This window comes from Methylocucumis oryzae (genome assembly GCF_000963695.1).
Taxonomy (GTDB): Bacteria; Pseudomonadota; Gammaproteobacteria; order Methylococcales; family Methylomonadaceae; genus Methylovulum; species Methylovulum oryzae.
The window spans coordinates 1-24,990 of sequence record NZ_LAJX01000132.1; the positions used below are offsets into that span (position 1 = coordinate 1).

A 24,990-nucleotide genomic window follows, 5' to 3' on the forward strand; every position below is an offset into this window, starting at 1 on the left:
AAAAACACCGCAGCCGGAGCAACGTACTTAATTAAAAACAACCATAGCTGATAAAATCTGGCATCTTCTAACGCCAATTCGTGCTGACTATCTTCTGGCTTCATGACCCAACCGGCAAACACGGCAATCGCTAAGCCACCTAATGGCAACATAATATTCGCCGTCAAATAATCTATAAACTCAAATACCGTTAAACCAAACAACGTTACGCCTGACCACGAGTTAAACGAAAACACCGTCATGAGTCCTAAAAACCATGTCACCACGCCCGCATATGAACAGGCTTTAACACGGCTATAACCTTTAGCTTCCATTAACCACGCGACGGCTGGCTCGATTAACGCAATTGCGGATGACAACGCAGCAAACACTAAAATCACAAAAAACAACACGCCAAATAACCAGCCAAAGGTCATATTGCCAAAAGCAATCGGCAGTGTCTCAAAAATTAACCCAGGACCATCGCCAGGATTTAAGCCATGGGTAAAAACAATAGGAAAAATCACCAACCCTGCTAATAGCGCAACAACCGTATCAGCAGCAGCTATAATTACGGTGGTTTTAGCAATTGAAATCGATTGAGGCAAATACGCGCCATACACCATGACGCAGCCCATACCTAAGCCTAAACTAAAAAAGGCTTGTCCTAATGCGATTAAAATCGATTTACCGGTTAATTTGCTAAAATCTAAACTAAAGACAAAATGTAAGCCTTGGAAATAACCGCTAGTCGTCATTGCATACATGAGCAAAATAAACAACAAACCAAACAAGCCTGGCATTAGCCAGCGCACCGACTTTTCTAAGCCTTGCTCAACTCCGCGTGAAACGATTAGCATAGTCGCTAATAAAAACGCCGTGTGCCAAAACGCTAATTGTGCCGGATCCGTGATAAAGGCATTAAATAAGTCTTTAGCCGCCGTAACATCAGCATCAAAAAAAACTGCCGGTAAACGCTTTTACCACATACGCCGTTGCCCAACCGGCAATCACACTGTAATACGATAAGATAAGTAACCCTGCTGCCGTACCCGCCCAACCGACGCTGTGCCAGCGCGCATCAGCAGCCGCTTGTTGTGCCAACACCTGCATGGTTTGCACAGGATTGGCTTTCCCACGTCGCCCTAGCATAGTCTCTGCAATCATGATAGGTATCCCGACTAAGGCTACGCACAGCAAATAAACGATAACAAACGCGCCACCGCCATTTTCACCGGTAATATAAGGAAATTTCCAGATGTTTCCTAAGCCTACCGCTGAGCCAATCGCTGCTAAAATGAACGCCGTACGTGATGACCATTCCCCATGTATTGATTTTTTTAGTTCTGACATAGTTTTTCTTATAACCCGCTAAATTTTTTCGCGTAAAATAGCAAAATTATTCAGTTACGTCAGTTTTATCTTTGCACACCCAACATGGCCGAAAAAAAAACCAAAAAAGCCACTGCTAAATCCAATCCATCTATCGCGCAGAACCGCCAAGCGACCCATGAATACTTCATAGAAACCCGTTACGAAGCGGGTTTAGTGCTTGAAGGCTGGGAAGTAAAAAAGTTTACGCGCTGGACGCGTACAACTGAAAGAAAGCTATGTCACGATAAAAAAAAGGCGAAGCTTGGTTATCAGGCGCGCATATTTCGGCCTTAGCCTCAGCATCTACGCATGTGAATCCCGATGCCATACGCATGAAAAAATTGCTGTTGCATAGACACGAACTTAATAAACTCATAGGCTCGGTTGAGCGTAAAGGCTATACCATCGTACCGCTGTCAATGTATTGGAAAAGCGGACGTGCCAAAATCGAAATTGGCTTAGCCAAAGGTAAACAATTACACGACAAACGGGCTTCCGCAAAGGATAAGGATTGGGAGCGAGAAAAAGCTAGAATTATGAAAAAAGCATAAGATTATGAGTTCTAATTTATTAGCACAAGATAACAGCGTGTTGCTTATTATTGATGTACAAAGCAAATTACTAGGCGCGATGTCCCCTGAACAACGCCAAGCCGTTACGTGCTATTCTGCCATCTTGGCCGAAGCGGCTAACCTATTAAACATACCGGTGTTAGTCACTGAGCAATATCCTAAAGGCTTAGGTACAACCGACTCCGTTATTACTGCTAAACTACCCCAAACGGCTGAAACATTTACCAAAACCAGTTTTTCCTGTTGCCAAGCTATAGGATTTAAACAAGCGCTTAGCTCAGGTCAACGCCAACAAATTATTTTAACTGGCATGGAAGCTCATATTTGCGTGCTACAAACCGCACTCGATTTACACCAACAAGGCTATCAAATTTCCGTCGTCGCAGAGCCGTATGTTCTCGCAATTCAGAACATAAATTTTATGCCTTGCAACGCTTACAACACCAAGGCATAACAATAACAAACCACGAATCCGTCCTATTCGAATGGCTAAAAGACGCCGCGCATCCAGAATTTAAACGAATTTCTGCTTTACTACCTAAAGGATAGTTATGTCACTTTCATTATTTTTAGACAAAATTTATAACCATCACGATGTCAGTTTCGATGAAACGATTCGCATCATCAACACTTATTATCACTACCAACCCACTGAATTTAGTAACGGCATAGCGCCCAATAAAATTATCAATAAGGCCGGCTCTAATGAAGGTTCATGCCGTATTTTTGCCTTCGCTAAATTACACGGCTTAAATCCAGAGCAAACCTTAAGTTTATTCGGCGATTTTTACCGACAAGACGTGTTAAATCACCCGTCAGATGATAATCATCAAAACATTCGCCAATTCATGCGCACGGGCTGGCAAGGCATAGAATTTAAAGGCGTAGCACTTACACCCAAGTAACATGCTGTAAGCCACCACTCTGCCCCTCGCTACCATTAAACTAAAGAATATAGCTAATAATCAATGACTTGTGTTTTGTGAAATATTCTTCCGTAGGTCGGGTTAGCGATAGCGTAACCCGACAAGATCGGTTCGACATACGTTGGATTACGCTATCGCTCAGCAACTGCTCCTACGTTGCTTTACCTACACAACTCGTGTGATTAATTCCTAATATTTATCTCTTAACTTAATGGCAGTGCCCCTGCTACCGCTTAACGAGCCCTGTTAACTAACCTTATGACTGAAACCCAAGCCTTATACCAATCTAGCCTGACCTCATTACCGCTTATCGCACGCGGCAAAGTGCGTGATATTTACGCGATTGATGATGAGCGTATGCTTATCGTCGCTACCGACCGTTTATCAGCATTCGACGTCATCCTACCTGACCCTATTCCAGGCAAAGGTGCCGTATTAACGCGTATTTCTAATTTTTGGTTTGCCAAAAATGCAAGCCGTCGTTCCTAATCATTTATTAACCACCGAATTAAGCGAAATTCTGCCCAATGCTCAGGAACGCGAGCAAGTGCAAGGCCGGGCCGTAGTCGTTAAAAAACTAACCCCGTTACCGGTAGAAGCGATTGTGCGCGGTTATTTAATTGGCTCCGGTTGGAAAGACTATCAACGTACAGGCGCTGTTTGTGGCATTCAATTGCCTTCTGGTTTGCAACAAGCTCAGCAATTACCTGAAGCGATTTACACACCGTCGACTAAAGCAGCCGTTGGCACTCACGATGAAAACGTCAGCTTTGATGCCACAGTCGCCTTAATTGGCCAGAACATTGCCGAACAAATCCGCGCAGTGAGTTTAAAGCTTTATACCGAAGCTGCTGCCTACGCATTAACACGCGGTATTATTATTGCTGACACTAAGTTTGAATTTGGCTTAGATAAAACCGGACGCTTGTATTTAATCGATGAACTGCTCACCCCCGATTCATCACGCTTTTGGCCAGCCGACCAGTATCAACTGGGTATCAGCCCGCCTAGTTTTGATAAACAATACGTGCGTGACTATTTAGAAACCTTAGATTGGGATAAAACAGCGCCCGGCCCGGCCCTCCCACCGGACGTCGTAGCTTATTGCGCCGCTAAATATCAAGAAGCCGAAACCAGACTCACTCACACTCCGATATAAAACACCCATTGAAACAAACAACAAATCAACAAACATGAGTGAATACAACGCATCAGCTATTGAAATTCTAAGCGGTTTAGAGCCGGTACGAAAACGTCCCGGTATGTATACCGACACGACGAGACCTAATCACCTGGTGCAAGAAGTCGTCGATAACAGCGTAGACGAAGCTATTGCCGGTCATGCGAATACGATTACTGTCGTGTTACATACCGATGGCGCTATACAAGTCAGCGATAATGGTCGAGGTATGCCGGTCGATATACACCCAGAACAAGGCATCCCAGGCGTAGAGGTTATCTTGACGCAATTACACGCCGGTGGAAAATTTTCTAACAAAAACTACCAGTTTTCCGGTGGTTTACACGGCGTCGGGGTTTCGGTCGTCAATGCGTTATCGGCTAGGCTTGAGGTCGAAGTTAAACGCAACGGCAAAATTTATACCATGCGTTTTGCGGATGGCGACAAACAAACTGAGTTAACCGAAATCGGCACAACAGCAAAAAACGCCACCGGTACATCGGTTAAATTTTGGCCCAATGAAAAATACTTCGACTCTAATCGCGTTTCAGTCTCCAGATTAAAACATTTATTACGCGCTAAAGCCGTTTTATGCCCAGGCTTAAAACTCAGCTTAACAATAGAACAAACTGGCGAAGAAACCGTTTGGTGTTATCAAAACGGTTTAAAAGATTATTTGCTAGACCGCGTAGGGGCGATTGAATTCTTTCCTGAACAACCGTTTATGGCCAGCTCATCTGCTCAGCATGAAGCGGTTGAATGGGCAATTATCTGGGCCTTAGAACACGAGGGCGAAGTGTTGGCAGAAAGTTATGTCAATCTAGTCCCCACGGCACAAGGCGGTACGCATGTCAATGGATTGCGCGCCGGTTTAACCGAAGCGATGCGTGAATTTTGTGAATTACGCAATATCTTGCCGCGCGGAGTTAAACTCGCACCCGAAGATGTTTGGGAACAATGCCACTTTGTGTTATCCGTCAAACTCGAAGACCCTCAATTTTCCGGGCAAACCAAAGAACGCTTAAGCTCCAGAGAATGTGTGGCTTTTGTGTCTGGCGTTGCGAAAGACAGTTTTAGCTTATGGTTAAATCAACACCCGGCTGAAGGCGAAAAAATCGCTGAAATTATTATTACTAGCGCGCAAAAGCGTCTGCGCGCTAGCAAAAAAATCGTTAGAAAAAAAATTACTACAGGACCGGCATTACCGGGCAAATTAGCCGACTGCTCAGCTCAAGATATTAACCGCACGGAATTATTTTTAGTCGAAGGTGATTCCGCTGGTGGTTCGGCCAAACAAGCCCGCGAACGTGAATTCCAAGCGATTATGCCGTTACGCGGTAAAATTTTAAACACTTGGGAAGTCGAATCCGGTCAAGTCATGGCCTCACAAGAAGTCCATGATATTGCTGTAGCCTTAGGCATAGAGCCAGGCTCTGACGATTTACAAAATCTGCGTTATGGCAAAGTATGCATCCTAGCCGATGCCGACTCCGATGGTAACCATATCGCCACGTTAATTTGCGCATTGTTTTATAAACATTTCCGCCCCCTAGTCAATGCGGGGCATGTTTTCGTAGCCATGCCACCACTCTATCGCATCGATGTAGGCAAACGGGTTTTTTATGCACTGGATGAAGCTGAACGCATTGGCGTACTCGATAGAATAAAGGCCGAAAAACTCAAAGGCCAGATTAATATCCAGCGCTTTAAAGGTTTAGGTGAAATGAACCCCTCTCAGCTCAGAGAAACCACAATGAACCCCGATACTCGACGCTTAGTTCAGTTAACCGACGACGCAAACGAGGATACCGTAGAGCGTTTAGATTTGTTGCTAGCAAAAAAACGCTCACAAGACCGTAAAGTGTGGTTAGAGACGAAAGGGAATTTGGCGGATGTGTAGAGGATTAGGCATCGAATCGCTAAAGCCAAGCTTTTACCATTTTAGCCTTCACGATAAATCTTGGCACAAATGAAATCAAGGTATTACAATTCTCAACAATAGTTCTTAGCGATTTTCTCAACTAGTTTTTTGACGGAGACACCCATGAGGCATTTAAATCGCATAACCCAAAACCCTGACATAATGGGAGGCAAAGCCTGTATACGCGGAATGCGAGTTACTGTAGGCATGATTGTAGGACAAATCGGTGTCGGACATAGCGTGGAAGAAGTTCTTGCCGACTACCCTTACCTCGAACGCGAAGACATCATGCAAGCGCTTCGCTATGCGGCTTGGTTAGCGGAAGAACGCGAAGTTATACTGGCTTCTGCATGAAGCTGATTGTCGACATGAATTTAACGCCGCGTTGGGTGGGACTATTAATCGATGCCGGAATTGAAGCGTCGCATTGGTCAATGCTCGGCGCCAACAATGCCTTAGATTCAGAGATTATGTCTTATGCCAGCGCAAACGACTATGTAGTTCTAACCCACGATTTGGATTTCAGTGCAATCTTGGCCGCGACACATGGCAAGAAACCCAGCGTTGTCCAAATTCGCGCCGACGATGTGAGTCCGGATGTCATTGGGCCGCAGATTATTTCAGCCTTGAAGCAAATGACGCTAGAATTGGAAGGGGGTGCCTTGCTTACCATCGAACCTAATCGAACTAGAATGCGGCTACTGCCTTTACAGTTTAAGACAATGAGCGAAACTTAATCTGGACGACCTCTCAAAAATTAAGTTTTCGCGCTACAAGGTAAAACTATCCACGAATTAAATCCCCAATCTAGCACGTAACATCGTTTCCTTTAACCTCATCACCGTCTCCGCTAAGCCCGAAAATATCGCCTGCGCAATAATAGAATGGCCTATATTGAGTTCGGTAATCTGCGGTATGCGGCAAATCGTTTCGACATTGGCAAAATTTAAGCCATGCCCGGCATTGACTTGTAAACCTGCTTGAGCCGCATATTGGGCGGCTTGTTGCAATCTAACCAGTTCTTGTTGCTGCTGGGTAAAGGTTTCGGCATCAGCATAACAGCCCGTATGTAATTCAATGACTGGCGCACCTGCGGTTATCGCCGCATCGATTTGTCTAGCATCGGGGTCAATAAACAACGATACGATAACATCCGCATGAGCTAAGCGCATACACGCCTCGCGCACTTTTTTCAAAATTGCCAATGACATCTAGGCCGCCTTCGGTGGTTAGCTCTTGCCTGCGCTCAGGAACTAAACAACAAGCATAAGGTTTTACCCGTTCGGCAATGGCGACCATCTCATCCGTCACCGCCATTTCTAAATTAAGCCGGGTATGCAGCATGGCTTGTAATAATTCAATGTCTCTATCTTGAATATGACGTCTGTCTTCGCGTAAATGCGCTGTTATGCCATCAGCACCGGCTTGTTCGGCGACTAATGCTGCTTGTATAGGTTCAGGGTAACGTGTGCCGCGCGCTTGGCGTAACGTTGCGACATGATCAATATTAACGCCTAATAAAATCGGTTGCTTTTCCATATTTATAACGTTTTGATAATCTGATTCATAACATGACGGCTGTTTAACCGCCGTCCTTGTAGCTGCTCATCGATAGCCGCTCTGAAAAGTTGTTTAGCGGCTAAAAGCGTATCGCGCTGGGCAAAATCACTGGCCATTATTTGTAATAGTGTATGACCGAGATAGTGACCGTGCGAGTCTTCAAACACGCCTTGCCCGGCGATAAATCGGTAATACTGTTGGCTGCTAACCGGCTGTCCTGTTGCGGCATCGTAATCTAAGGTCAGACCAAACCCCACATTGTGTAGCAAAATCCATTCATAACGTCTTAACGCAGATTCTATCGCCAGAATATCATCACAACTCATTTGGCTTAGCGCACTAAGGCATTGGCAGTAAGCAGTAAATACGTCAGGATGCGGGTCGTATTGATGTAAAAAAATAGTCGTTAATTCATTGATATAAAAGCCACAATATAAAACCTTACCGGTAAGCGATAAGGCCGACATGGCCCAATCAGCACTGACCAATGTTTTTAACTCACCTCGTCCAAGATAGGAAATGCTAAGCGGCTGGAAGGGTTGTAACAAAGCGGCGGTTTTAGATTTTGCGGTTCTTACGCCATTGGCGACAATAGGTAGCCGACCATAATCGCGGCTAAAGCAGTCCAGCAGTAAACCCGTTTCTCGATATTTTTTTACTATGTAAAACAAACGCAGGTTGGTCAAAAATACGCGTTTCAGTCATTAAACCCTAAGCTTTGTAACGCGCGCTCGTTATCTGACCAGCCTTTTTTAACTTTAACCCAGAGCTGTAAATACACCTTTTGGTCTATTAATTTCTCAATATCTAAGCGTGCGTCAGTACCGACTTTTTTTTAACATCTCACCATCTTTGCCAACGACGATGATTTTTTGACCGGGTCTTGCCACCCAAATAATGGCATAGATTTTAGTGATAGTGGGTAATTCTTGATAACGCTCAATTTCCACCGTTAATTCATACGGTAATTCATCGCCTAAGCGTCGGGTCAATTTTTCTCGGATGATTTCAGCGGCTAAAAAGCGCTCTGGCCTATCGGTAATCTGGTCTTCTGGATAAATCAATTCCCCTTCGGGTAATAAGGGCAAGACTAAGTTTTCCAATTCAGGTAAGTTAGTCCCTTTTAACGCTGAGATAGGCACGATATGTTCAAACGGGAAACGCACTTGAGCATCAGCAAAAAAAGCCAATAACTCCGTTTTATCTTTAACTTTATCGATTTTATTAACCGCTAAAATAACCGGTAAACCAGCTTGCTCTAGCTTTTTAAAAATCATCGCGTCATATTCATGCCAATACAACCCGTCTAACAGCCATATCACGAGATTAACGCCTAGTAAACTACTGTCTGCGGTACGATTTAAATGGCGATTTAACGCGCGGGCTTGATTATTATGCATACCCGGCGTGTCTAAATAAATCACCTGGCCTTCAGGTGTGGTATTAATGCCTAAGATTCTATGACGGGTTGTCTGCGGTTTCCGGGAGGTAATACTAATTTTTTGTTTAATCAAATGATTCATTAACGTGGATTTACCCACGTTAGGTCGGCCTATAATGGCCACAAAACCACAATTCATGCTTTATCCTTGCCAAAGAACTCAGTATTTAACACTGCTAACATTTTTTCAGCCGCAGCTTGCTCGGCTTTTTTACGCGAGATACCTGTGCCAATACAGACTTGCTCGGTTACGCTGACACGGCATTGAACTTTAAAGGTCTGCTCATGTGAAGGCCCTGTCATGGTAATTAACACATAATCAGGCAAATCTAATTTTTTCGCTTGCATTAACTCTTGTAATTGTGTTTTTGGGTCTTTTTGCCAATTCGTCAACGATAAGCCATCTAATCGTTCAGCAAACAGCGTTTCTATCCATTGTTGGCAGACCACAATGCCTTGATCTAAAAATAACGCACCCATAATCGCTTCTAACGCATCAGACAAGATAGAATCACGCCTAAATCCACCACTTTTTCAATTCGCCAGAGCCTAATACTAATGCGTCACCTAATTGATATTTTCGTGCTAACTCGGCTAACGAGCTTTCATTGACTAAATTGGCTCTTAACCGGCTTAACGCACCTTCACTCGCGTCAGGAAAGCGTTGATACAGCTTTTGTGCAATAACAAAACCCAAGATTGAATCCCCTAAAAACTCTAAACGCTCGTTATTACGCGCATTAGCACTTCTATGTGTTAAAGCCGTCATTAATAACTCCGTGTTATTAAAACTCAATCCTAATCGCTTTGCTAAGGCTTCAGCTCGTTTAATCACGGAGTGCCAACCTCAATCACGTCATCAAATTCCACTAAAACATTTAAGTTGCCCCAAATGTTTTCAATCACATCGTAAGCAATTTCAACTTTTAAATAATTACCGCTTTGCGTCACCGTAATATCTTCTTTAGTCACTTTCTCAACATAATTGAGGTTAAAACGCTTATCCAAGTTATTGCGAACCTCGGCCTCTGACATGGTTTGCACATCGGTAGTTTTTTCTAATGCCGCTAAGGCATTAATCACTTTTGCTGTGATTGATATAAATTGGCGCAATTTTCAAAATAAGTAGCGCAAAAAACGCAATTAGGCCTAGGGTTAACACTAGCGTCATTAATGTATAACCTTGTTCACGATGTATTATCTTTGTCATAACAGCCTCTAAACGTAAAAAGTTACTAAAAGTGTAGTCTATTTCAACACCGTGCCAATACGGTTAAAACTAATACCGTGATTGTCTAAATCCCAATTCATCCAGATGAAAAACGCTTTACCGACTAAATTTTGCTCTGGCACCATACCCCAATAACGACCATCATTACTATTATCGCGGTTATCACCCATAACAAAATACTGCCCTTCAGGTACGACGTAGACACCTTCTGCCGATAACGCATCGGGACGAATAAGAATACTGTGTTTAATACCGGTTAAATCTTCTTCTAAATGCTCAGCCCCTGTCATATCCCGGCCTTGCCCCACACCAGTATAAAAGCCTAACGACACATAATCTGCTGGCTTATCGTTAACATACAAGCGCTTATCTTGATAGGTAATCTTATCGCCCGGTAAACCAATCACACGCTTTATATAATCAATGGAGGGTTCTTTAGGATAGCGAAACACCACAATATCGCCGCGTTTTAGGTTCGGATAGTGGGATGATTTTTTGATTAATAACCGGTAGGCGAATACCGTAAACAAATTTATTAACCAGGATAAAGTCGCCAACCAGTAACGTTGGCATCATAGAGCCTGACGGAATGCGGAATGGCTCGGCCAAAAATGAACGTAAAATTAATACGATAAATACGATAGGAAAAAAAGAACGTGCGTATTCAACAATAACAGGCTCGGCGTCTAAATCATAAACCTTGCCGTCCGCTTTCAGTTTTAAGGTATAACCACCCCATACTAAGCCTGTTACGACAGACGCGGCGAATAAAAAAAATGAGAAATCGAAATCCATAATGGTTAGTAGTAAAAAAGTTATTCTTTATTTAATTGTAATACCGCTAAAAACGCTTCTTGCGGAATCTCGATATTACCCACTTGCTTCATGCGTTTCTTACCCGCTTTTTGCTTTTCCAACAGTTTTTTCTTACGGCTAATATCGCCGCCATAACATTTTGCCGTCACGTTTTTACGCAACGCTTTTACCGTAGAACGCGCAATAATTTTAGAGCCAATCGCCGCTTGAATCGCGACTTCGTACATTTGCCTTGGAATAAGTTCCTGCATTTTTTCGACTAATTCCCGGCCTCGGTACTGACTGGTATCTTTATGCACAATAATGGATAACGCATCCACTTTATCGCCATTAATTAACACATCTAACTTAACTAACTCAGCCTCTTGAAAACGCAAAAACTCATAATCGAACGACGCAAAGCCCCGGCTTACCGATTTCAAGCGGTCAAAAAAATCTAATACGACTTCGCTTAATGGCATTTCATAACTTAGCGATACTTGTCTACCGGCAAACTGCATATCTTTTTGTACGCCACGTTTTTTCGATACACAAACTCATAACGCCACCTAAATACGTTTCTGGCACTAAAATATTGGCACGAATAATCGGCTCGCGAATTTCTTTTACCGTACTCATATCAGGTAGCTTAGCGGGATTATCTACCATTAACACGTCGCCATTATGCGTGACGACTTCGTACACGACCGTCGGTGCGGTGGTTATTAAATCAACATCGTATTCGCGCTCTAAACGCTCTTGCACGATTTCCATGTGCAACATGCCTAAGAAGCCACAACGGAAACCGAAGCCTAGCGCTTGCGAGGTTTCAGGTTCAAATTGCAACGCGGCATCGTTTAAATTCAGTTTGTTTAACGCCTCACGCAAGCTTTCGTAAAAATCCGTGCTAACAGGATAAAGTCCGGCAAACACTCTAGGCTGCACGCGTTGGAAACCGGTTAATGCGTCCTGCGCTGGATTGTCCGTCCACGTAATGGTGTCGCCTACCGGTGCGCCAAAAATGTCTTTAATACCGGCAACTAAAAAGCCTACTTCGCCGGTATTTAATAGCTCTTTCTCCAAACGCTTAGGTGTAAACACACCTACTTTTTTCGACTAAAAACGATTTACCGGTAGACATCACGGTAATTTTTTGTTTTCGGCGAATACTACCATTCACAATACGCACTAATGACACGACGCCTAAATAACTATCAAACCAAGAATCGATGATTAACGCTTGTAACGGCCCGTCAATGCCCCCTACCGGAGCGGGGACTTTTAACACGAGTTGCTCTAACACATCTTTTACGCCTAAACCAGTTTTAGCGCTTATTAATAACGCTTCATCGGCCGGAATGCCAATCACTTCCTCGATTTCGGTTTTAACGCGTTCAGGTTCGGCCGAGGGTAAATCAATTTTGTTTAACACCGGCACGACTTCTAAGCCTTGCTCAATCGCGGTATAACAATTGGCGACACTTTGCGCTTCTACACCTTGCGCAGCATCAACGACTAATAACGCGCCTTCACAAGCCGCTAAGGAACGCGAGACTTCATACGAAAAATCGACATGCCCCGGTGTGTCGATAAAATTAAGCTGATAGGTTTCGCCATCTTGGGCTAAATAGTCGAGCGTCACGCTTTGCGCTTTAATGGTAATGCCGCGTTCACGCTCGATGTCCATAGAATCGAGAACTTGCTCGGACATTTCCCGGTCTGACAAGCCGCCGCAGATTTGTATAAAACGGTCGGCTAAGGTCGATTTGCCATGATCAATATGGGCAATAATAGAAAAAATTTCTGATGTGTTTTAAATCCACTGAGTTTTACTTTCGCGAAGATAAGCCTGAACAGGCGGGATGGGTTTACATCGGCCTAACCGATTAAAGTTTGGCATTGTACCAGAATTAACCTGCAACTTGACCCGTTAATCATTGTGGTTAACTTGCCGTCGAGCTATGTGCAGGTATAGCGTATTCTGCACAGCCTGTTGTTAAAAAAGGAAAAAACTCACGATCTTGTTTTAACATGTGCGAAGCTATTAATTCATAAATTAAAAAATGCAGGAGCTCGGTTATTGCGGCAGGCTCGCTCTTAATACGCTGAAATAACTCTTCCGTCGAAGCTAACAAATGCTTATGAAGCATCGCGTGATTCGCTGTAGCCGGGTAACCCGCGCTCGTTAAAATCGCTTCCTCATCGGAAAAATGTAGCTTAACTTTCTGTAATAACAGCTCAATTTGCCCCAGTAAGTTGGCTATGGGTTGTTCTGACATAACAAAAGCGATTAATTCGTTTGCACATAAAAACAGCTCTTTATGCTGCTCATCAAGAGTGAGATTGCCCGATTCGTAAGCGCTATGCCAATGCAATGTCACGAAATTTAGGGAAACTGGCGGCGCAACAGGTAGTTTTTCGCCAAAGACTTTAACTAAATTACGACCGCTATTTTTAGCCACATATAACGCTTCATCAGCCGCTTTCAACAACGATTTTATATCATTTATTTCAGTGCTTAAGGCAACTAAGCCTAGTGAAATAGTGATATGCAAACGCTCTTCAGTATCGGTTAATAACTCTGCCCGTGCAACCGCTTGGCGTAACCGCTCAGCGGCAAATCTTGCACTTTCCAAACCAGTATCAGGCATGACAATGGCAAATTCCTCGCCGCCAATACGTCCAAAAATATCGACTTCACGCAACACTTGTTTTAATTCAGCGCTAATCGCTTGCAAGACTAAATCGCCGGTTTTATGCCCAAAGTTATCGTTAACAGACTTAAAATGGTCAATATCGAATATCAACAACGACATAGGCGTGTTATAGCGCAGTGAGCGGGATAACTCCGCCTCGGCAAGCTCCATGAAATAACGCCGGTTAGCAACACCCGTTAAAAAATCAGTATGCGCTTGTCGCTCTAATTCTACCCGTGCATTATGATGCTCAATGGCTATACTGGCTAAATTAGCGACCTGGCTAATTAATTGCAGAGCCTTTTTATCAGGCTCAGTTGGGACACGATGATAAATAGCAAAGGTGCCTAAAACTCTGCCTTTCATCGTTAAAATTGGCTCAGACCAGCACGAGGCTAAGCCTGCTTGTTCTGCAAGACCTTTATAATCTTGCCAAAAGGGATGCGTTTTTATATTGCTGACAATCACCCGTTGCTTTCTAACAGCAGCCGTACCACAAGAACCTACCCCCTCACCAATTGCAGCACCGTCAATCGCTTGGTTATAAAAATCTGGCAAACTAGGTGCTGCTCCGGTATGCAGATGCTTGCCTTGTTCATCGAGCAGCAAAATAGAGCACAACATATCAGGTTGTTCTGCTTCAATACTACGCACTAATGCACTCAACACTTCTGATAATGCCTCGCCTCTAGCAATCAGTTCTAATATGGCACTGCGTAGGCTATCGCGTCGCTCGGCCAACCAGCGCTCGCTGATGTCGTTGTAACTCATTAAACAACGCTCATCCTCCCAAGAAATCGTCAAAATCACTCGATGCGCCTTAGCGTCTTTAGCAATAATGGTTGTCTCAAGCGGCGTGATTTTAGTCCCTTCTTCATTGGCCATCTTCGCCTGCCAAAGCCAATTTTCAACCACATTATTACGATAGCTAGCTTCCGGAAAAGCGAGCTGAAACCAATTATCGATGGTTGACAAGTCATTTAAGGTATACCCAAATAACTCAGTAAAACGCTTATTAACATATTCAAGATGACCATGCACATCTGACCAAGCAATGCCTATAGCCGAAGAATCCAAAATGGTTTGTAAGCGGACTTGGCTAATTTGTAGCGCTTGCTCGGTAAGCTTATGCGCTTGTATTTTTGCCTGTAACTCATTATTTTTACGCACCAGCTCTGCTGTGCGCTGCTCAATTGATTGCTGCAAATTTCGATTTAACTCGGCTAAACGTCGCTCTGCTTCTTGCTGACGTAATCGCGTCAAACCGCTTTTAGCCAACATTTGTGCCATTTGTACAAAAAACATCATGGTTTTTTCAACTTGCTGCTTAGAAATAATCGGCACTTCAGCAATTGCGGCTAAATATGCCTCTTTATCATAGCCATAAGTCTCGGCTTGCCTGGCAAAATAAGCCATATCAGGCGGTTCATGCAGTAACTGACCAAAATACAACGTACCTATTGATTTGCCTTCTACCGTAATCGGCGTGGCATAATCCATCAAGCCATTGTTGCAAGCCACACCGATATAAACACCATCCACTAAACTCTTTTCCAAATAACGATTGCTTTCTAAACAGCTCGCTTGACTACACGAATGAGCTCTATGAAAATCCACGCAAGCCTTCTGCCAACCGGCTGCGCTGATGATACTATTATCCGCATCGGCTAAACCATGCATAATGCCAGTTGCCTCATAAAATGAGGTTAGCATGTCGCGGAATGCGTCAATATCAACTAAATCGGTAAATCGATAATCCATGAAAAGTTTTTTAGTAAAAAATATGGCTACCAACTTAAAACTGGTCAATACCAAGCCAGGACAGGTTGTTTAGAGTGAAGGTGTCGGCAGCAGGGATGCTGCCGCCAAGCCTACAGGGACGTATTTACGGCGTCCTTCACTCTGAATGACCTGTCCCGGCTTAAGTGGGTAGCCAAAAATATAAACCTAAGCCCGTTAACGTTATTATCGAGGCTAGCCCGCTTTTCTCAAAATTAATCGCATAAATATTCAGACACAGAAAATAACGCTGTACAATAAAGGGTTACATTTTAAAGTTTAACACCATGTACAAATATAACGGACGCGTTATCCATCAAAGCCATGATGACGATGGCATTGTAGAAGTCGTTGAAAACGACCAAGTGAGATCGCTGCATTTCGGCTCTATACCTAGACAAAGCAGCATGTCTTTACTTTATCCTGACAAGCTAGAACTCGATTATGTTAGAGCCATGACTTTAGCGTATTTATTTAAACCACTCACTGATGACGAAATGCTTATCATAGGACTAGGCGGTGGTTCATTAGCTAAACATGTCTTACAACAATGTCCTGATTGCCGTTTAACCATTATCGAACAGCGCCAAAGCGTTGTGACTATCGCACATCAATTTTTTGCGCTACCGACCGACCCGCGCTTAACCGTGATTATTGACGATGCCGGACGCTATTTACGCCTAAACGCCCATGCGTGTAACGAGCGTTTTAGTGTTATAAGTATCGATGCTTTCGACCATGAAGGCATGGCGGCATCGATTAATAACAAAGCGTTTTTATCTGCTTGCCATAAAGTGCTTAAACATGACGGTATCCTGGTCATTAATTTATGGGGCGGAACAAGCAACCCGGTGTTTCAGCAAGTCGCGTTATGGTTAGGCCAAATTTTTAATTGGCGAATTCTATTTTTACCCGTACCCGGCAAAGGTAATATTATAGGTTTTGCATTTAATACAGGTGTGGTTAACTATTCCTTCAAAGCCTTAGCGGAGTACGCTGAGCAACTAGCACAACGTTTACATATCGATTACCCGTTTTTATTTAAAAGAAATAAAAACGCCATAACTCCAGCACCTTAAAACAAATCATACGCTCATGACAGACACGACCTCACCCACTGCATTATTCAGCTATCGAAAATATTGGGCGAAGCGTTTCGGCACAGCCCCTATTCTGCCTACCAGCCGTGCCGAAATGGACGCATTAGACTGGGATAGCTGTGATGTCATATTAGTCACTGGCGACGCCTATATCGACCATCCCAGCTTTGGCATGGCACTGGTTGGCCGTTTATTAGAAGCGCAAGGCTTTCGTGTTGGCATTATCGCGCAACCCGATTGGCGTAGCGCTGACGACTTTAAAAAACTAGGCCGACCCAATCTATTTTTTGGCGTAACCAGCGGCAATATGGATTCCATGGTCAACCACTACACATCGGATAAAAAAATTCGCTCTAACGATGCGTACACCGCCAATGGCGAAGCAGGCAAGCGGCCTGACCGAGCGGTACCCGTATACTCACATCGCTGCCGCGAGGCATTTAAAGACGTGCCGATTATCATAGGTGGCATAGAAGCCAGCTTACGCCGTATTGCCCATTATGACTATTGGTCAGATACAGTGCGTAAATCCGTGCTATTCGATGCCAAAGCTGATTTGCTGGTATTTGGTAATGCCGAACGACAAATTGTTGAAATTGCTCATCGTTTAGCCGCAGGCGAACAGCTTAGCGAGTTAACCGCTATTCGCGGCACCGCTTATATTGTTAAAACGCTACCTGAAGGCTTTGTCGTTAAAGACTCGACTTGTTACGACCAGCCCGGTGCGCTTTCGCCTACCGTCAACCCCTATCAAGAACAACCCAGTTGCGCCACGCAACCTACAGCTAACGACAACCCAACAGAACAAAGCATTTCAGTGCAGTCATTACTGAAAAAAAACGCCACGTGAACAGCTCGTCATTCGTTTACCCGACTATGAAACAGTTAAACATGACCCAATACTGTATGCCCACGCATCACGGGTCATGCATGGCGAAACCAATCCGCATAATGCTAGAACGTTAATACAAGCGCACGGCGACCGTTACATCTGGATAAATCCACCCGCACTACCCTTAACAACGAAAGAAATGGATGGTGTTTACGGCTTGCCTTACTCACGCTTACCCCATCCGGGTTATAACAACGCGAATATTCCGGCGTTTGAAATGATTCAACATTCGGTTAATATCATGCGCGGCTGTTTTGGCGGCTGTACGTTTTGCTCGATTACCGAACATGAAGGGCGCATTATCCAAAGCCGCTCTGAAGACTCCATCTTGCAGGAAATCGAAGCGATTCGTGATACCTCACCGAATTTTACCGGTCATATTTCAGACCTAGGTGGCCCCACCGCGAATATGTACCGCTTAGCCTGTAAAGACCCCGCCATCGAAGCCGCTTGCCGCAAATTATCTTGCGTATATCCAGGTATTTGCCCTAACTTAAATACCGATCACAGCCATTTAATCGCGTTATATCGCAAAGCCCGCGCCCTACCCGGCATTAAAAAAATCTTTATCGCATCAGGCTTACGCTATGATTTAGCCGTCACTTCGCCTGAATACGTCAAGGAGCTGGTCACGCATCACGTTGGCGGTTATTTAAAAATCGCCCCAGAACATACCGAAACCGGCCCATTATCGAAAATGATGAAACCCGGCATAGGCACGTATGACCGCTTTAAAGCCATGTTCGAGCAATACTCTAAAGAAGCCGGTAAAGAGCAATATTTAATCCCTTATTTCATTGCTGCTCACCCTGGCACAAGCGATGAAGACATGTTAAACCTAGCTTTATGGCTAAAACGTAATGGCTTTAGAGCCGATCAAGTACAAGCATTTTTACCTTCACCGATGGCCATTGCCACCGCCATGTATCATTCGGGTAAAAATAGCTTACAAAAAGTCAACGCCAAAGCCCCCGATATTTTTATCCCTAAAAGCGTTAAGCAACGCCGCTTGCATAAAGCCTTTTTACGCTATCATGACCCAAAAAACTGGCCTTTACTGCGCGAAGCTTTAAAAGCAATGGGACGTGCCGATTTAATTGGCAACGGCAAACACCAATTAATTCCGTCTTTTCAACCGAGTAGTACCAGCGGCAGCACCGGAAACACAAGCAAAACTCAACCGTTTAAAACCAAATTTACCGGTTTTGACAAAGCCAAACCCGGCAAAACCAAAGTTAAAAGAGCGTATCGTTAATTAAACTCCGTGTTATACCTACACAGCTCAAACAAAACCGAAAACTTACTCGCCCACTTAGCGATGGTGGTAAAAAATGCGCCGTTAAGCACGGCGTTCGCGAGTGAAGTGTTTTTAATTCAAAGCCAAGGCATGGAGCGTTGGTTATCACAACAACTTGCTGCTGAATTATCGGTATGGGCTAATTATCAGTTTTTATTCCCGGCCAAATTTTTTTAGTCAAATGGCTAAAGCCATTAGTGCCGAGCTCAACGATGCAGACTATGACAGACATTTAATTTTATGGCGTTTAGAGCTTTATTGCGCCAGTTAGACAGAGAAGAATTCGCACCGTTACAAACTTATTTGTCTGGTACACACAATAGCTTAAAACGCTATCAACTCGCGCAGCAATTGTCGCAACTATTCGATCAATATCAAATCATGCGCCCTGAGCTGCTCGCACACTGGCAACAAGGGCGCTGCGTCTCCGAGCATCCTAGCGAACGTTGGCAACAAGTCTTATGGCAACAGATACATAGGCAAATAACCAAACCGCACCGAGGCGATTTATGGCAAGCGGCTATTGCCAAACTTAAACACAGTGACGAAGAGTTTTACAGTTCTGTGTTTCCGGAACGCGTGTCGATTTTCGGCTTACACACGCTACCGCCATTGTTTTTACAATTTATCCAAGCTTAGCGCGCCATTGCCAAGTGCATTTATTTTTACTGAATCCTAGCCAAGATTTTTGGGCAGATTTGCCAGGACGTAAACAAAGTTTGTTAACTGCGACAGAAACTGAAGCCAGTCATTCAGCCCATCCCTTACTGATTAGTTTAGGTCAGCAAGGCCGTGAATTTCAGGATATGTTGTTAGAATACGATGTCACCTTTGAACTTGAACTCGATAGCTTTGAAGCGTCACCAGCCTTTACGCTGCTACATCAACTGCAAAACGATATTTTAAGCAACCACTGTGAACCGCTCCGATTAAACCCTGACCAATCGATTAGTTTTCATGCGTGCCACTCCAGGTTACGCGAAGTGGAAGTATTAAAAAACCAACTACTGGACGCGTTAAATCACGATAACACACTGGCACTGCGCGATATTGTCGTGATGGCACCGGATATTCAAGTGTATGAGCCGTTTATCAACGCTGTTTTTGCTGATATTCCCCATGCCGTTGCTGACCGCAGTATACGCCTAAGCAATCACGCCTTAGCCGCGTTCATTCAGTTTTTACAACTCAGCGGAAGCCGTATGGGGTGGCAAAGTGTGATGGATTTGCTAGCCCAGCCCTGTGTTTATGCGAGCTTTAATTTAGTCGAAAGTGACTTAGACTTAATTGGCGTTTGGCTAGAAGACACCCATGTACGTTGGGCTAAATCAGCCGAACATAAAACGCAATTCGGCCTACCCGCAACGCCTGAAAACACCTGGCAGGCCACAATCGACAGGCTACTCATGGGTTATGCCGTCGGTCATGATGATGATTTTATTGTCGGTATTTTACCGTATAAAGATATTGAAGGTAGTTCTGCTCAGGCTTTAGGCGGTTTAAGCGATTTTTTACATCTGTTATTCAAAGCCGATAGCGAATTTAGCCAAGCTAAACCGTTAAAAACGTGGGCAACACAATTACGTTATTATGCCGAGAATTTATTAAACAGCGCCGATGCAACAGAGCGTGAGCAACTCAACGATTTATTACTGGAACTGAGCGAAGGCTTAGCCGGTGTCCACCATTACCCAGTTGAGCGCGCGGTTATCATTAACTGGTTAGAAGGCGCAGTAGCGGAGCGCAAATCATCGAATGGATTTTTACGCGGTCAGCTTACGTTTTGCTCGATGCTGCCTATGCGCTCGATTCCGTTTAAAATTATTGCCTTATTAGGCATGAATGACGGTGAATTTCCTAAACTTGAGCGCGCACCTAGCTTTGATTTAATCAGCCAAAAGTTCCGCAAAGGTGACCGCTCCAGACGCAACGATGACCGCTACCAATTTTTAGAAATTCTATTATCAACTAGACAACAACTCATCATTAGCTTTGTCGGCCAATCGGAAACCACTAATGAAAAAATCCCCCCGTCTGTCGTCATTAGCGAATTACTCGATGTCATTGAACAAAATTATCAATTGACCCAACCGATTCATTACCACCCGTTACATGCACACCATCCTAGTTATTTTACCGAAAGCTCAACTCTGCGTAGTTACTCTGCAACCGATTGCATAACCGCTAGCATGTTAAATCAATCCCAACCTCCTAAAAACAGTTGGTGGCAAGGTTTTCTCGAACACACACAACAACAGGAAATCATTGATCTTGCCGAGTTTTTTGCTTATTTCCAACATCCGCAACGCTATTTTGTTAGGCGTCAATTAGGTGTTTATTACACCGCTATCAACGCTGATGCCGAAGAACGAGAGCCGTTTGCTGTCAATCGCCTAGATGCTTACAGCATACAGCAACACTGGCTACAACAACGCCTCAAAGGCCAAACATACCCATTAAACAAACTGGTTGCGCAAGGACTTTGGCCTGGCGCCGCATTAGGCGAATTGGAATATCGTCGGCAACAACAAGAGCTAGAAACTTTTGTGCAGAAAATTAACGCCAAAGGCTTAGGTGAATCCTTGCCTGACTTAATCATGGACATACCTTTATTCGGTTATCGCGTAATTGGCAAACTCAGCCACCGTTACCAAAACGGCAGTTTGTTTTATCGTTATGCGCCATTAAAAGGCAAAGACTTTATGGCCGCGTGGTTACACCATTTGCTTATTAATCAAATCAGCGTACAAACAACACATTTATTAAGCTCAGATGCAGAACTCACGTTTCTGCCTGAACACGCGCGCAGCGAACAGCTAAACGAATGGCTGAACGTATTTCAAGCAGGCCAAGTCCAGCCTGGCGCCTTTTTTGTTGAAGCCGCATTTGCTTATATTAAACAACAAGACAAACTCATTAACTCGACACGCGCTGGTAAACCGGCATTAACCGCCGCGCGTGAGCAATTAGAAAAAACCCTAGAACAACCTTTTTGAACCCGAATTTCAACGTTTATATACGCTGGCAGACTTAGAACTCATCTTAACTGAGCCGTTTATTAAGCAATGTGAAAGCTTATTGTTACCCATTTGGCAGGCTGTACAATAAACTTTCATACACCGTCTATATACTGTTGTGGTATAGCTAAATTAGCCGACTAAGCTTACCTTCTCTAACTATCAATACATGTACACACCATGAATACATCCATCTGTCCTACGCCCCGCTTATCATTTTTAGACCGCTTTTTAACCCTATGGATTTTTATCGCAATGGGGTTAGGTGTAGCGGTTGGATATGCTTGGCCTAACCAAGTGAATGAATTGAATAATGCGGTGTCGATTGGCACGACTAATATCCCGATAGCGATTGGTTTAATCGTGATGATGTACCCACCGCTCGCTAAGGTGCATTACGAGGAGCTAGGCGAAGTGTTTCATAATTGGCGCGTGCTAAGTTTGTCATTAGTACAAAATTGGATTATCGGGCCGCTGTTAATGTTTATGCTTGCCATCGTCTTTTTGCGAGACTATCCCGACTATATGACCGGTGTCATTTTAATTGGCTTAGCCCGTTGTATTGCGATGGTCATAGTCTGGAATGAATTAGCGCGTGGTGATAATGAATACTGTGCGGCGTTAGTCGCGTTCAACAGTATCTTCCAAGTGCTGTTTTTCAGTGCTTATGCCTGGCTGTTTATTACGGTATTACCGCCTTTTTTCGGCTTAAAAGGGAGCTTAGTTGCCATTACGATGGGCGAGATTGCTAAAAGTGTATTTATCTATCTCGGTATTCCCTTTATTGCTGGATTTACCACTCGCCTGGTGTTAGTCAAAGCCAAAGGCAAAGATTGGTATCAGCAACATTTTATACCTAAGATTAGCCCACTAACCTTAATCGCTTTGTTGCTGACTATTGTGGTGATGTTCTCGCTAAAAGGTGACTTAATCGTACAATTGCCGATGGATGTCATTAGAATCGCCATACCGTTATTAATTTATTTTGTAGTCATGTTCTTAGTGAGCTTTATCATGGGCAAGCTTATCGGAGCGGGTTACAGTAAAACCACCACACTGGCTTTTACCGCAGCGAGTAATAACTTCGAGCTTGCTATTGCTGTCGCAATAGCGGTATTCGGCATTAACAGCGGTGCAGCATTTGCCGCAGTCATCGGGCCATTAATCGAAGTGCCGGTTATGATTGCTCTGGTGAATGCCGCTTTTTTCTTTAAAACGCGGATTATCACGGCAGAGTAGCGCAACGTCCTGCGCTTGAATTTTATGCATTTAGGCAGAAAACGAACGACAGATAACAGCTACACGTCTGTCGTAATTCTATCGAGAGCAAGATCGACCACGATTTGATAATGCTCATCATCCGATAAATTAAGATATTCTCTAACTTGCCCCTCAATTAACGGATAATGTAAGTCAACTTCACCCGAATAAGAATCATAAAGAAAATCGCATATCAGATGCACGGTCAATATATTCAATACGGGTTTTGGCAAGCCTAATGCAAAAATATCATGCTTATGATGATATTGAATAGCTTCAACTAAGGGTTTAGGCATATACCAAGAGCGCGCCATTAAGGAGCTAAGGGCAGAATGGCAAACATTAAATTGCGCGTACTCAGCCGTGCAAATTTCTTGTGACGCTGAATGCATTGCTCTCAATGTTAAATAATAATTTGGATACTCAGTTGCTAATATCGGTACAGCGGCATCATGAAATAAGCCCATTAAATAAGAAGAATCCGGGTTTAAACATAAATGCTTAGCAATTGAGGCTTGCATTGCCGCTACCGTTCTAGCTCTTTCCCAAAAGTGACCTAAGCCAGGTGGAAGTTTAAGAGTGTTTTTTAATGATTCTGCCGTCACTAAATGCACGACTTTAGTGACGCCTAATAACATTATCGCTTGTGGGATAGCAAGAATTTTTTTCACGTAGCGCAAAAAAGGGCGAATTAACCGTTTTTAACAAAGACGCGGATAATGCTATATCGGAGCTAATTTGATCAGCAATATACTTTAAATTGTAATCACTCTTGCTAAGCTCATTTTGGATATTAACGAGTGTAGCAGGCAGAGGCGGAATTAATAAATCGTGTTGTTTCGACATAAGAGTCAGCAGAAATGGGTAATTCTCAAAGTGAGGCCGCGTTAATTGCAATACAAATCAGTTTCGCCAACAGACAATCCGCCATTACAGGACGCACTGGCGGTTGGTTATCGCACACACCGCCAGTGCTGATGATTAATCACTTCAGTATCAACTAGCTATATAAACCGCGACCAATCAGAAAGCCATAGTTTTACATACCCGTCATTCCGGCATGGATTGCCGGAATCCAGTGCCATGGATGGCGCTCTTCAAGTCCCCCTGTGTTCTTGACAATCCATGCCGAGATGACGACCCGGAGACGAACTACGGTTCTCAAATTGGGCGGGCTATAGTTAGAAAAATAGCAAAAACCGCTTGCGCATTGGCCGTTACCGGGTGTTTTTCGAGTTCGACGGCGATGTCCATATTGTCAGTATTGAAGAGGTGAAAAAAACGTGATGAAAGCACTTACTAATTATCAAATCATCAATGGTGCAGATCGAAAAACCGGCTACCCACTTAAGACGGGACATCAAGTAACATCAACGAGTTAAAGGTTAACCGTTCCGGACTCTTTCGAGGTAATGGCAGTTCCCCCATTCTATCAAGCAGCCACAAAAACAAGTATGGAAACTGGGTGTTAAACAAACGCATAGCTGCCGTGGTACCATCTTCCCGTCTAATGTCGTAGTTATGGATAACAGCCAATGTTTTTAAGTGTTTTTCACTTAATCCACGACCATTGTGAACCATTTGTGATAGACACCCACTACGCCCCTCAACCGCAGAAACACTACGTTGGAATTGTCTTATAGTGGCCCCATTCAAACAAACCAGGAATTTAAAGTTCATGTTGAAAGATACAATAACTGGGGTCAGAATAAAGCTATGTGATTGGAGGCACCGAATATTTGCTCTGTCCCCTATATTCGGCACCTTGTCCCGACTTAAGAGAATAGCCTATTGCTTGAAACAATGACCGCAAAACAGACCAGCCATAAAAATGCTAAAATAGCCAAGCTTCAATCAACGCCAGGTTTTCCATGCGCTTCTTAGACTTACGCACCGACTTCGCCTTTAAAAAAAGTCTTCGGCAGCGAAGACTCTAAAGACATTTTGTTAAGTTTTTTAAACGCCGTGCT

At 43.8% G+C, this 24,990-nt stretch carries 16 protein-coding genes and 9 pseudogenes; 12 read left to right on the top strand and 13 right to left on the bottom strand.

The genetic code is table 11. From position 1 onward, the window contains the following. The coding region (locus VZ94_RS32170; RefSeq protein WP_338040403.1) for a sodium-dependent transporter at nucleotides 1-839 on the bottom strand (839 nt) is incomplete at its 3' end. A gap of 94 nt (nucleotides 840-933) precedes the next feature. Further along, a complete protein-coding gene (locus VZ94_RS32175; RefSeq protein WP_338040404.1) occupies nucleotides 934-1,332 on the bottom strand; it encodes a sodium-dependent transporter in 399 nt (132 codons plus the stop codon). A gap of 84 nt (nucleotides 1,333-1,416) precedes the next feature. Between VZ94_RS32175 and smpB the strand changes: the two are divergent. The 7 genes and pseudogenes from smpB to VZ94_RS13265 all read left to right on the top strand — a co-directional run bounded on the left by smpB (nucleotide 1,417) and on the right by VZ94_RS13265 (nucleotide 6,689). Next, nucleotides 1,417-1,904 (top strand): annotated as a pseudogene (smpB, locus tag VZ94_RS13235) (SsrA-binding protein SmpB). 4 nt (nucleotides 1,905-1,908) lie between these two features. Further along, nucleotides 1,909-2,379 carry an isochorismatase family protein gene (locus VZ94_RS13240; RefSeq protein ID WP_239649921.1) on the top strand — a complete coding sequence of 157 codons (471 nt, stop codon included), beginning with the start codon at nucleotides 1,909-1,911 and terminating at the stop codon, nucleotides 2,377-2,379. Nucleotides 2,380-2,476: 97 nt separating this feature from the next. Continuing rightward, a complete protein-coding gene (locus VZ94_RS13245; RefSeq protein WP_045779590.1) occupies nucleotides 2,477-2,830 on the top strand; it encodes a HopJ type III effector protein in 354 nt (117 codons plus the stop codon). 279 nt (nucleotides 2,831-3,109) lie between these two features. Further along, nucleotides 3,110-4,010: pseudogene (locus VZ94_RS13250) on the top strand (phosphoribosylaminoimidazolesuccinocarboxamide synthase). Nucleotides 4,011-4,044: 34 nt separating this feature from the next. Further along, on the top strand, nucleotides 4,045-5,931 hold the full coding sequence (gene parE / locus VZ94_RS13255) for a DNA topoisomerase IV subunit B (protein WP_045779591.1): 1,887 nt from the start codon (nucleotides 4,045-4,047) through the stop codon (nucleotides 5,929-5,931). Between the two features lie 144 nt (nucleotides 5,932-6,075). Continuing rightward, nucleotides 6,076-6,306, top strand: a complete 231-nt coding sequence (locus VZ94_RS13260; protein ID WP_045779592.1) for a DUF433 domain-containing protein — start codon at nucleotides 6,076-6,078, stop codon at nucleotides 6,304-6,306. Beyond that, nucleotides 6,303-6,689 (top strand): DUF5615 family PIN-like protein, encoded by a 387-nt coding sequence (locus VZ94_RS13265; protein ID WP_045779593.1) that lies wholly within the window; start codon nucleotides 6,303-6,305, stop codon nucleotides 6,687-6,689. Before VZ94_RS13260 ends, VZ94_RS13265 begins: the two co-directional genes overlap by 4 nt. A gap of 57 nt (nucleotides 6,690-6,746) precedes the next feature. Here VZ94_RS13265 and pdxJ read toward each other — a convergent pair. The 8 genes and pseudogenes from pdxJ to VZ94_RS13305 form a co-directional block, all read right to left on the bottom strand. Next, nucleotides 6,747-7,491, bottom strand: a pseudogene (gene pdxJ / locus VZ94_RS13270) (pyridoxine 5'-phosphate synthase). A gap of 2 nt (nucleotides 7,492-7,493) precedes the next feature. Beyond that, nucleotides 7,494-8,183, bottom strand: coding sequence for a DNA repair protein RecO (gene recO, locus VZ94_RS13275; RefSeq protein WP_157844924.1), 690 nt, complete (start codon nucleotides 8,181-8,183; stop codon nucleotides 7,494-7,496). A 26-nt stretch (nucleotides 8,184-8,209) separates the two neighbouring features. Further along, nucleotides 8,210-9,092: pseudogene (gene era, locus VZ94_RS13280) on the bottom strand (GTPase Era). Then, a pseudogene (gene rnc, locus VZ94_RS13285) lies at nucleotides 9,089-9,788 on the bottom strand (ribonuclease III). Before rnc ends, era begins: the two co-directional pseudogenes overlap by 4 nt. Continuing rightward, the gene (locus VZ94_RS13290) at nucleotides 9,785-10,066 is read right to left on the bottom strand and encodes a DUF4845 domain-containing protein (protein ID WP_239649922.1); all 282 of its coding nucleotides are present in this window, start codon (nucleotides 10,064-10,066) and stop codon (nucleotides 9,785-9,787) included. The pseudogene rnc and the gene VZ94_RS13290 overlap by 4 nt, the downstream one beginning before the upstream one ends. A gap of 135 nt (nucleotides 10,067-10,201) precedes the next feature. Further along, nucleotides 10,202-10,979, bottom strand: a pseudogene (gene lepB, locus VZ94_RS13295) (signal peptidase I). A 20-nt stretch (nucleotides 10,980-10,999) separates the two neighbouring features. Further along, nucleotides 11,000-12,802: pseudogene (gene lepA, locus VZ94_RS13300) on the bottom strand (translation elongation factor 4). A gap of 120 nt (nucleotides 12,803-12,922) precedes the next feature. Continuing rightward, a complete protein-coding gene (locus tag VZ94_RS13305; protein ID WP_052700525.1) occupies nucleotides 12,923-15,436 on the bottom strand; it encodes a diguanylate cyclase in 2,514 nt (837 codons plus the stop codon). A 305-nt stretch (nucleotides 15,437-15,741) separates the two neighbouring features. Here VZ94_RS13305 and VZ94_RS13310 point away from each other — a divergent pair, with 305 nt between their 5' ends. From VZ94_RS13310 to arsB, 4 genes and pseudogenes are all read left to right on the top strand, one after another. Further along, on the top strand, nucleotides 15,742-16,533 hold the full coding sequence (locus tag VZ94_RS13310; RefSeq protein WP_045779594.1) for a spermine/spermidine synthase domain-containing protein: 792 nt from the start codon (nucleotides 15,742-15,744) through the stop codon (nucleotides 16,531-16,533). Nucleotides 16,534-16,549: 16 nt separating this feature from the next. Next, a pseudogene (locus tag VZ94_RS32180) lies at nucleotides 16,550-18,701 on the top strand (YgiQ family radical SAM protein). A 63-nt stretch (nucleotides 18,702-18,764) separates the two neighbouring features. Next, a pseudogene (recC, locus tag VZ94_RS13320) lies at nucleotides 18,765-21,739 on the top strand (exodeoxyribonuclease V subunit gamma). A 201-nt stretch (nucleotides 21,740-21,940) separates the two neighbouring features. Then, a complete protein-coding gene (gene arsB / locus VZ94_RS13325) occupies nucleotides 21,941-22,999 on the top strand; it encodes an ACR3 family arsenite efflux transporter (RefSeq protein ID WP_045779595.1) in 1,059 nt (352 codons plus the stop codon). Nucleotides 23,000-23,058: 59 nt separating this feature from the next. Here the strand turns inward: arsB and VZ94_RS13330 are convergent, their stop codons facing one another. After that, nucleotides 23,059-23,691, bottom strand: a complete 633-nt coding sequence (locus VZ94_RS13330) for an HDOD domain-containing protein (RefSeq protein WP_157844925.1) — start codon at nucleotides 23,689-23,691, stop codon at nucleotides 23,059-23,061. Beyond that, complete coding sequence (locus VZ94_RS32790; RefSeq protein WP_045779597.1) at nucleotides 23,639-23,866, bottom strand: HDOD domain-containing protein; 228 nt, start codon at nucleotides 23,864-23,866, stop codon at nucleotides 23,639-23,641. The genes VZ94_RS13330 and VZ94_RS32790 overlap by 53 nt, the downstream gene beginning before the upstream one ends. Before the next feature lie 14 nt (nucleotides 23,867-23,880). Between VZ94_RS32790 and VZ94_RS25985 the strand changes: the two genes are divergently transcribed. Beyond that, the gene (locus tag VZ94_RS25985) at nucleotides 23,881-24,024 is read left to right on the top strand and encodes a hypothetical protein (protein ID WP_157844926.1); all 144 of its coding nucleotides are present in this window, start codon (nucleotides 23,881-23,883) and stop codon (nucleotides 24,022-24,024) included. A 343-nt stretch (nucleotides 24,025-24,367) separates the two neighbouring features. On the opposite strand, the gene VZ94_RS32795 is transcribed toward VZ94_RS25985, so the two are convergent. Continuing rightward, on the bottom strand, nucleotides 24,368-24,700 hold the full coding sequence (locus VZ94_RS32795; RefSeq protein ID WP_082081643.1) for a DUF6399 domain-containing protein: 333 nt from the start codon (nucleotides 24,698-24,700) through the stop codon (nucleotides 24,368-24,370). Nucleotides 24,701-24,990: the final 290 nt, after the last annotated feature.

Excerpts from the sequence above, each read along its gene's own strand:
- VZ94_RS13310 (WP_045779594.1), top strand. The coding sequence starts at position 15,742 with ATGTACAAATATAACGGACGCGTTATCCATCAAAGCCATGATGACGAT.
- VZ94_RS13240 (WP_239649921.1), top strand. The coding sequence starts at position 1,909 with ATGAGTTCTAATTTATTAGCACAAGATAACAGCGTGTTGCTTATTATT.
- VZ94_RS13245 (WP_045779590.1), top strand. The coding sequence starts at position 2,477 with ATGTCACTTTCATTATTTTTAGACAAAATTTATAACCATCACGATGTC.
- VZ94_RS13260 (WP_045779592.1), top strand. The coding sequence starts at position 6,076 with ATGAGGCATTTAAATCGCATAACCCAAAACCCTGACATAATGGGAGGC.
- VZ94_RS32790 (WP_045779597.1), bottom strand. The coding sequence starts at position 23,866 with ATGTCGAAACAACACGATTTATTAATTCCGCCTCTGCCTGCTACACTC.
- VZ94_RS13265 (WP_045779593.1), top strand. The coding sequence starts at position 6,303 with ATGAAGCTGATTGTCGACATGAATTTAACGCCGCGTTGGGTGGGACTA.
- VZ94_RS32175 (WP_338040404.1), bottom strand. The coding sequence starts at position 1,332 with ATGTCAGAACTAAAAAAATCAATACATGGGGAATGGTCATCACGTACG.
- parE (WP_045779591.1), top strand. The coding sequence starts at position 4,045 with ATGAGTGAATACAACGCATCAGCTATTGAAATTCTAAGCGGTTTAGAG.
- VZ94_RS25985 (WP_157844926.1), top strand. The coding sequence starts at position 23,881 with ATGGGTAATTCTCAAAGTGAGGCCGCGTTAATTGCAATACAAATCAGT.
- VZ94_RS32795 (WP_082081643.1), bottom strand. The coding sequence starts at position 24,700 with ATGAACTTTAAATTCCTGGTTTGTTTGAATGGGGCCACTATAAGACAA.
- VZ94_RS13305 (WP_052700525.1), bottom strand. The coding sequence starts at position 15,436 with ATGGATTATCGATTTACCGATTTAGTTGATATTGACGCATTCCGCGAC.
- arsB (WP_045779595.1), top strand. The coding sequence starts at position 21,941 with ATGAATACATCCATCTGTCCTACGCCCCGCTTATCATTTTTAGACCGC.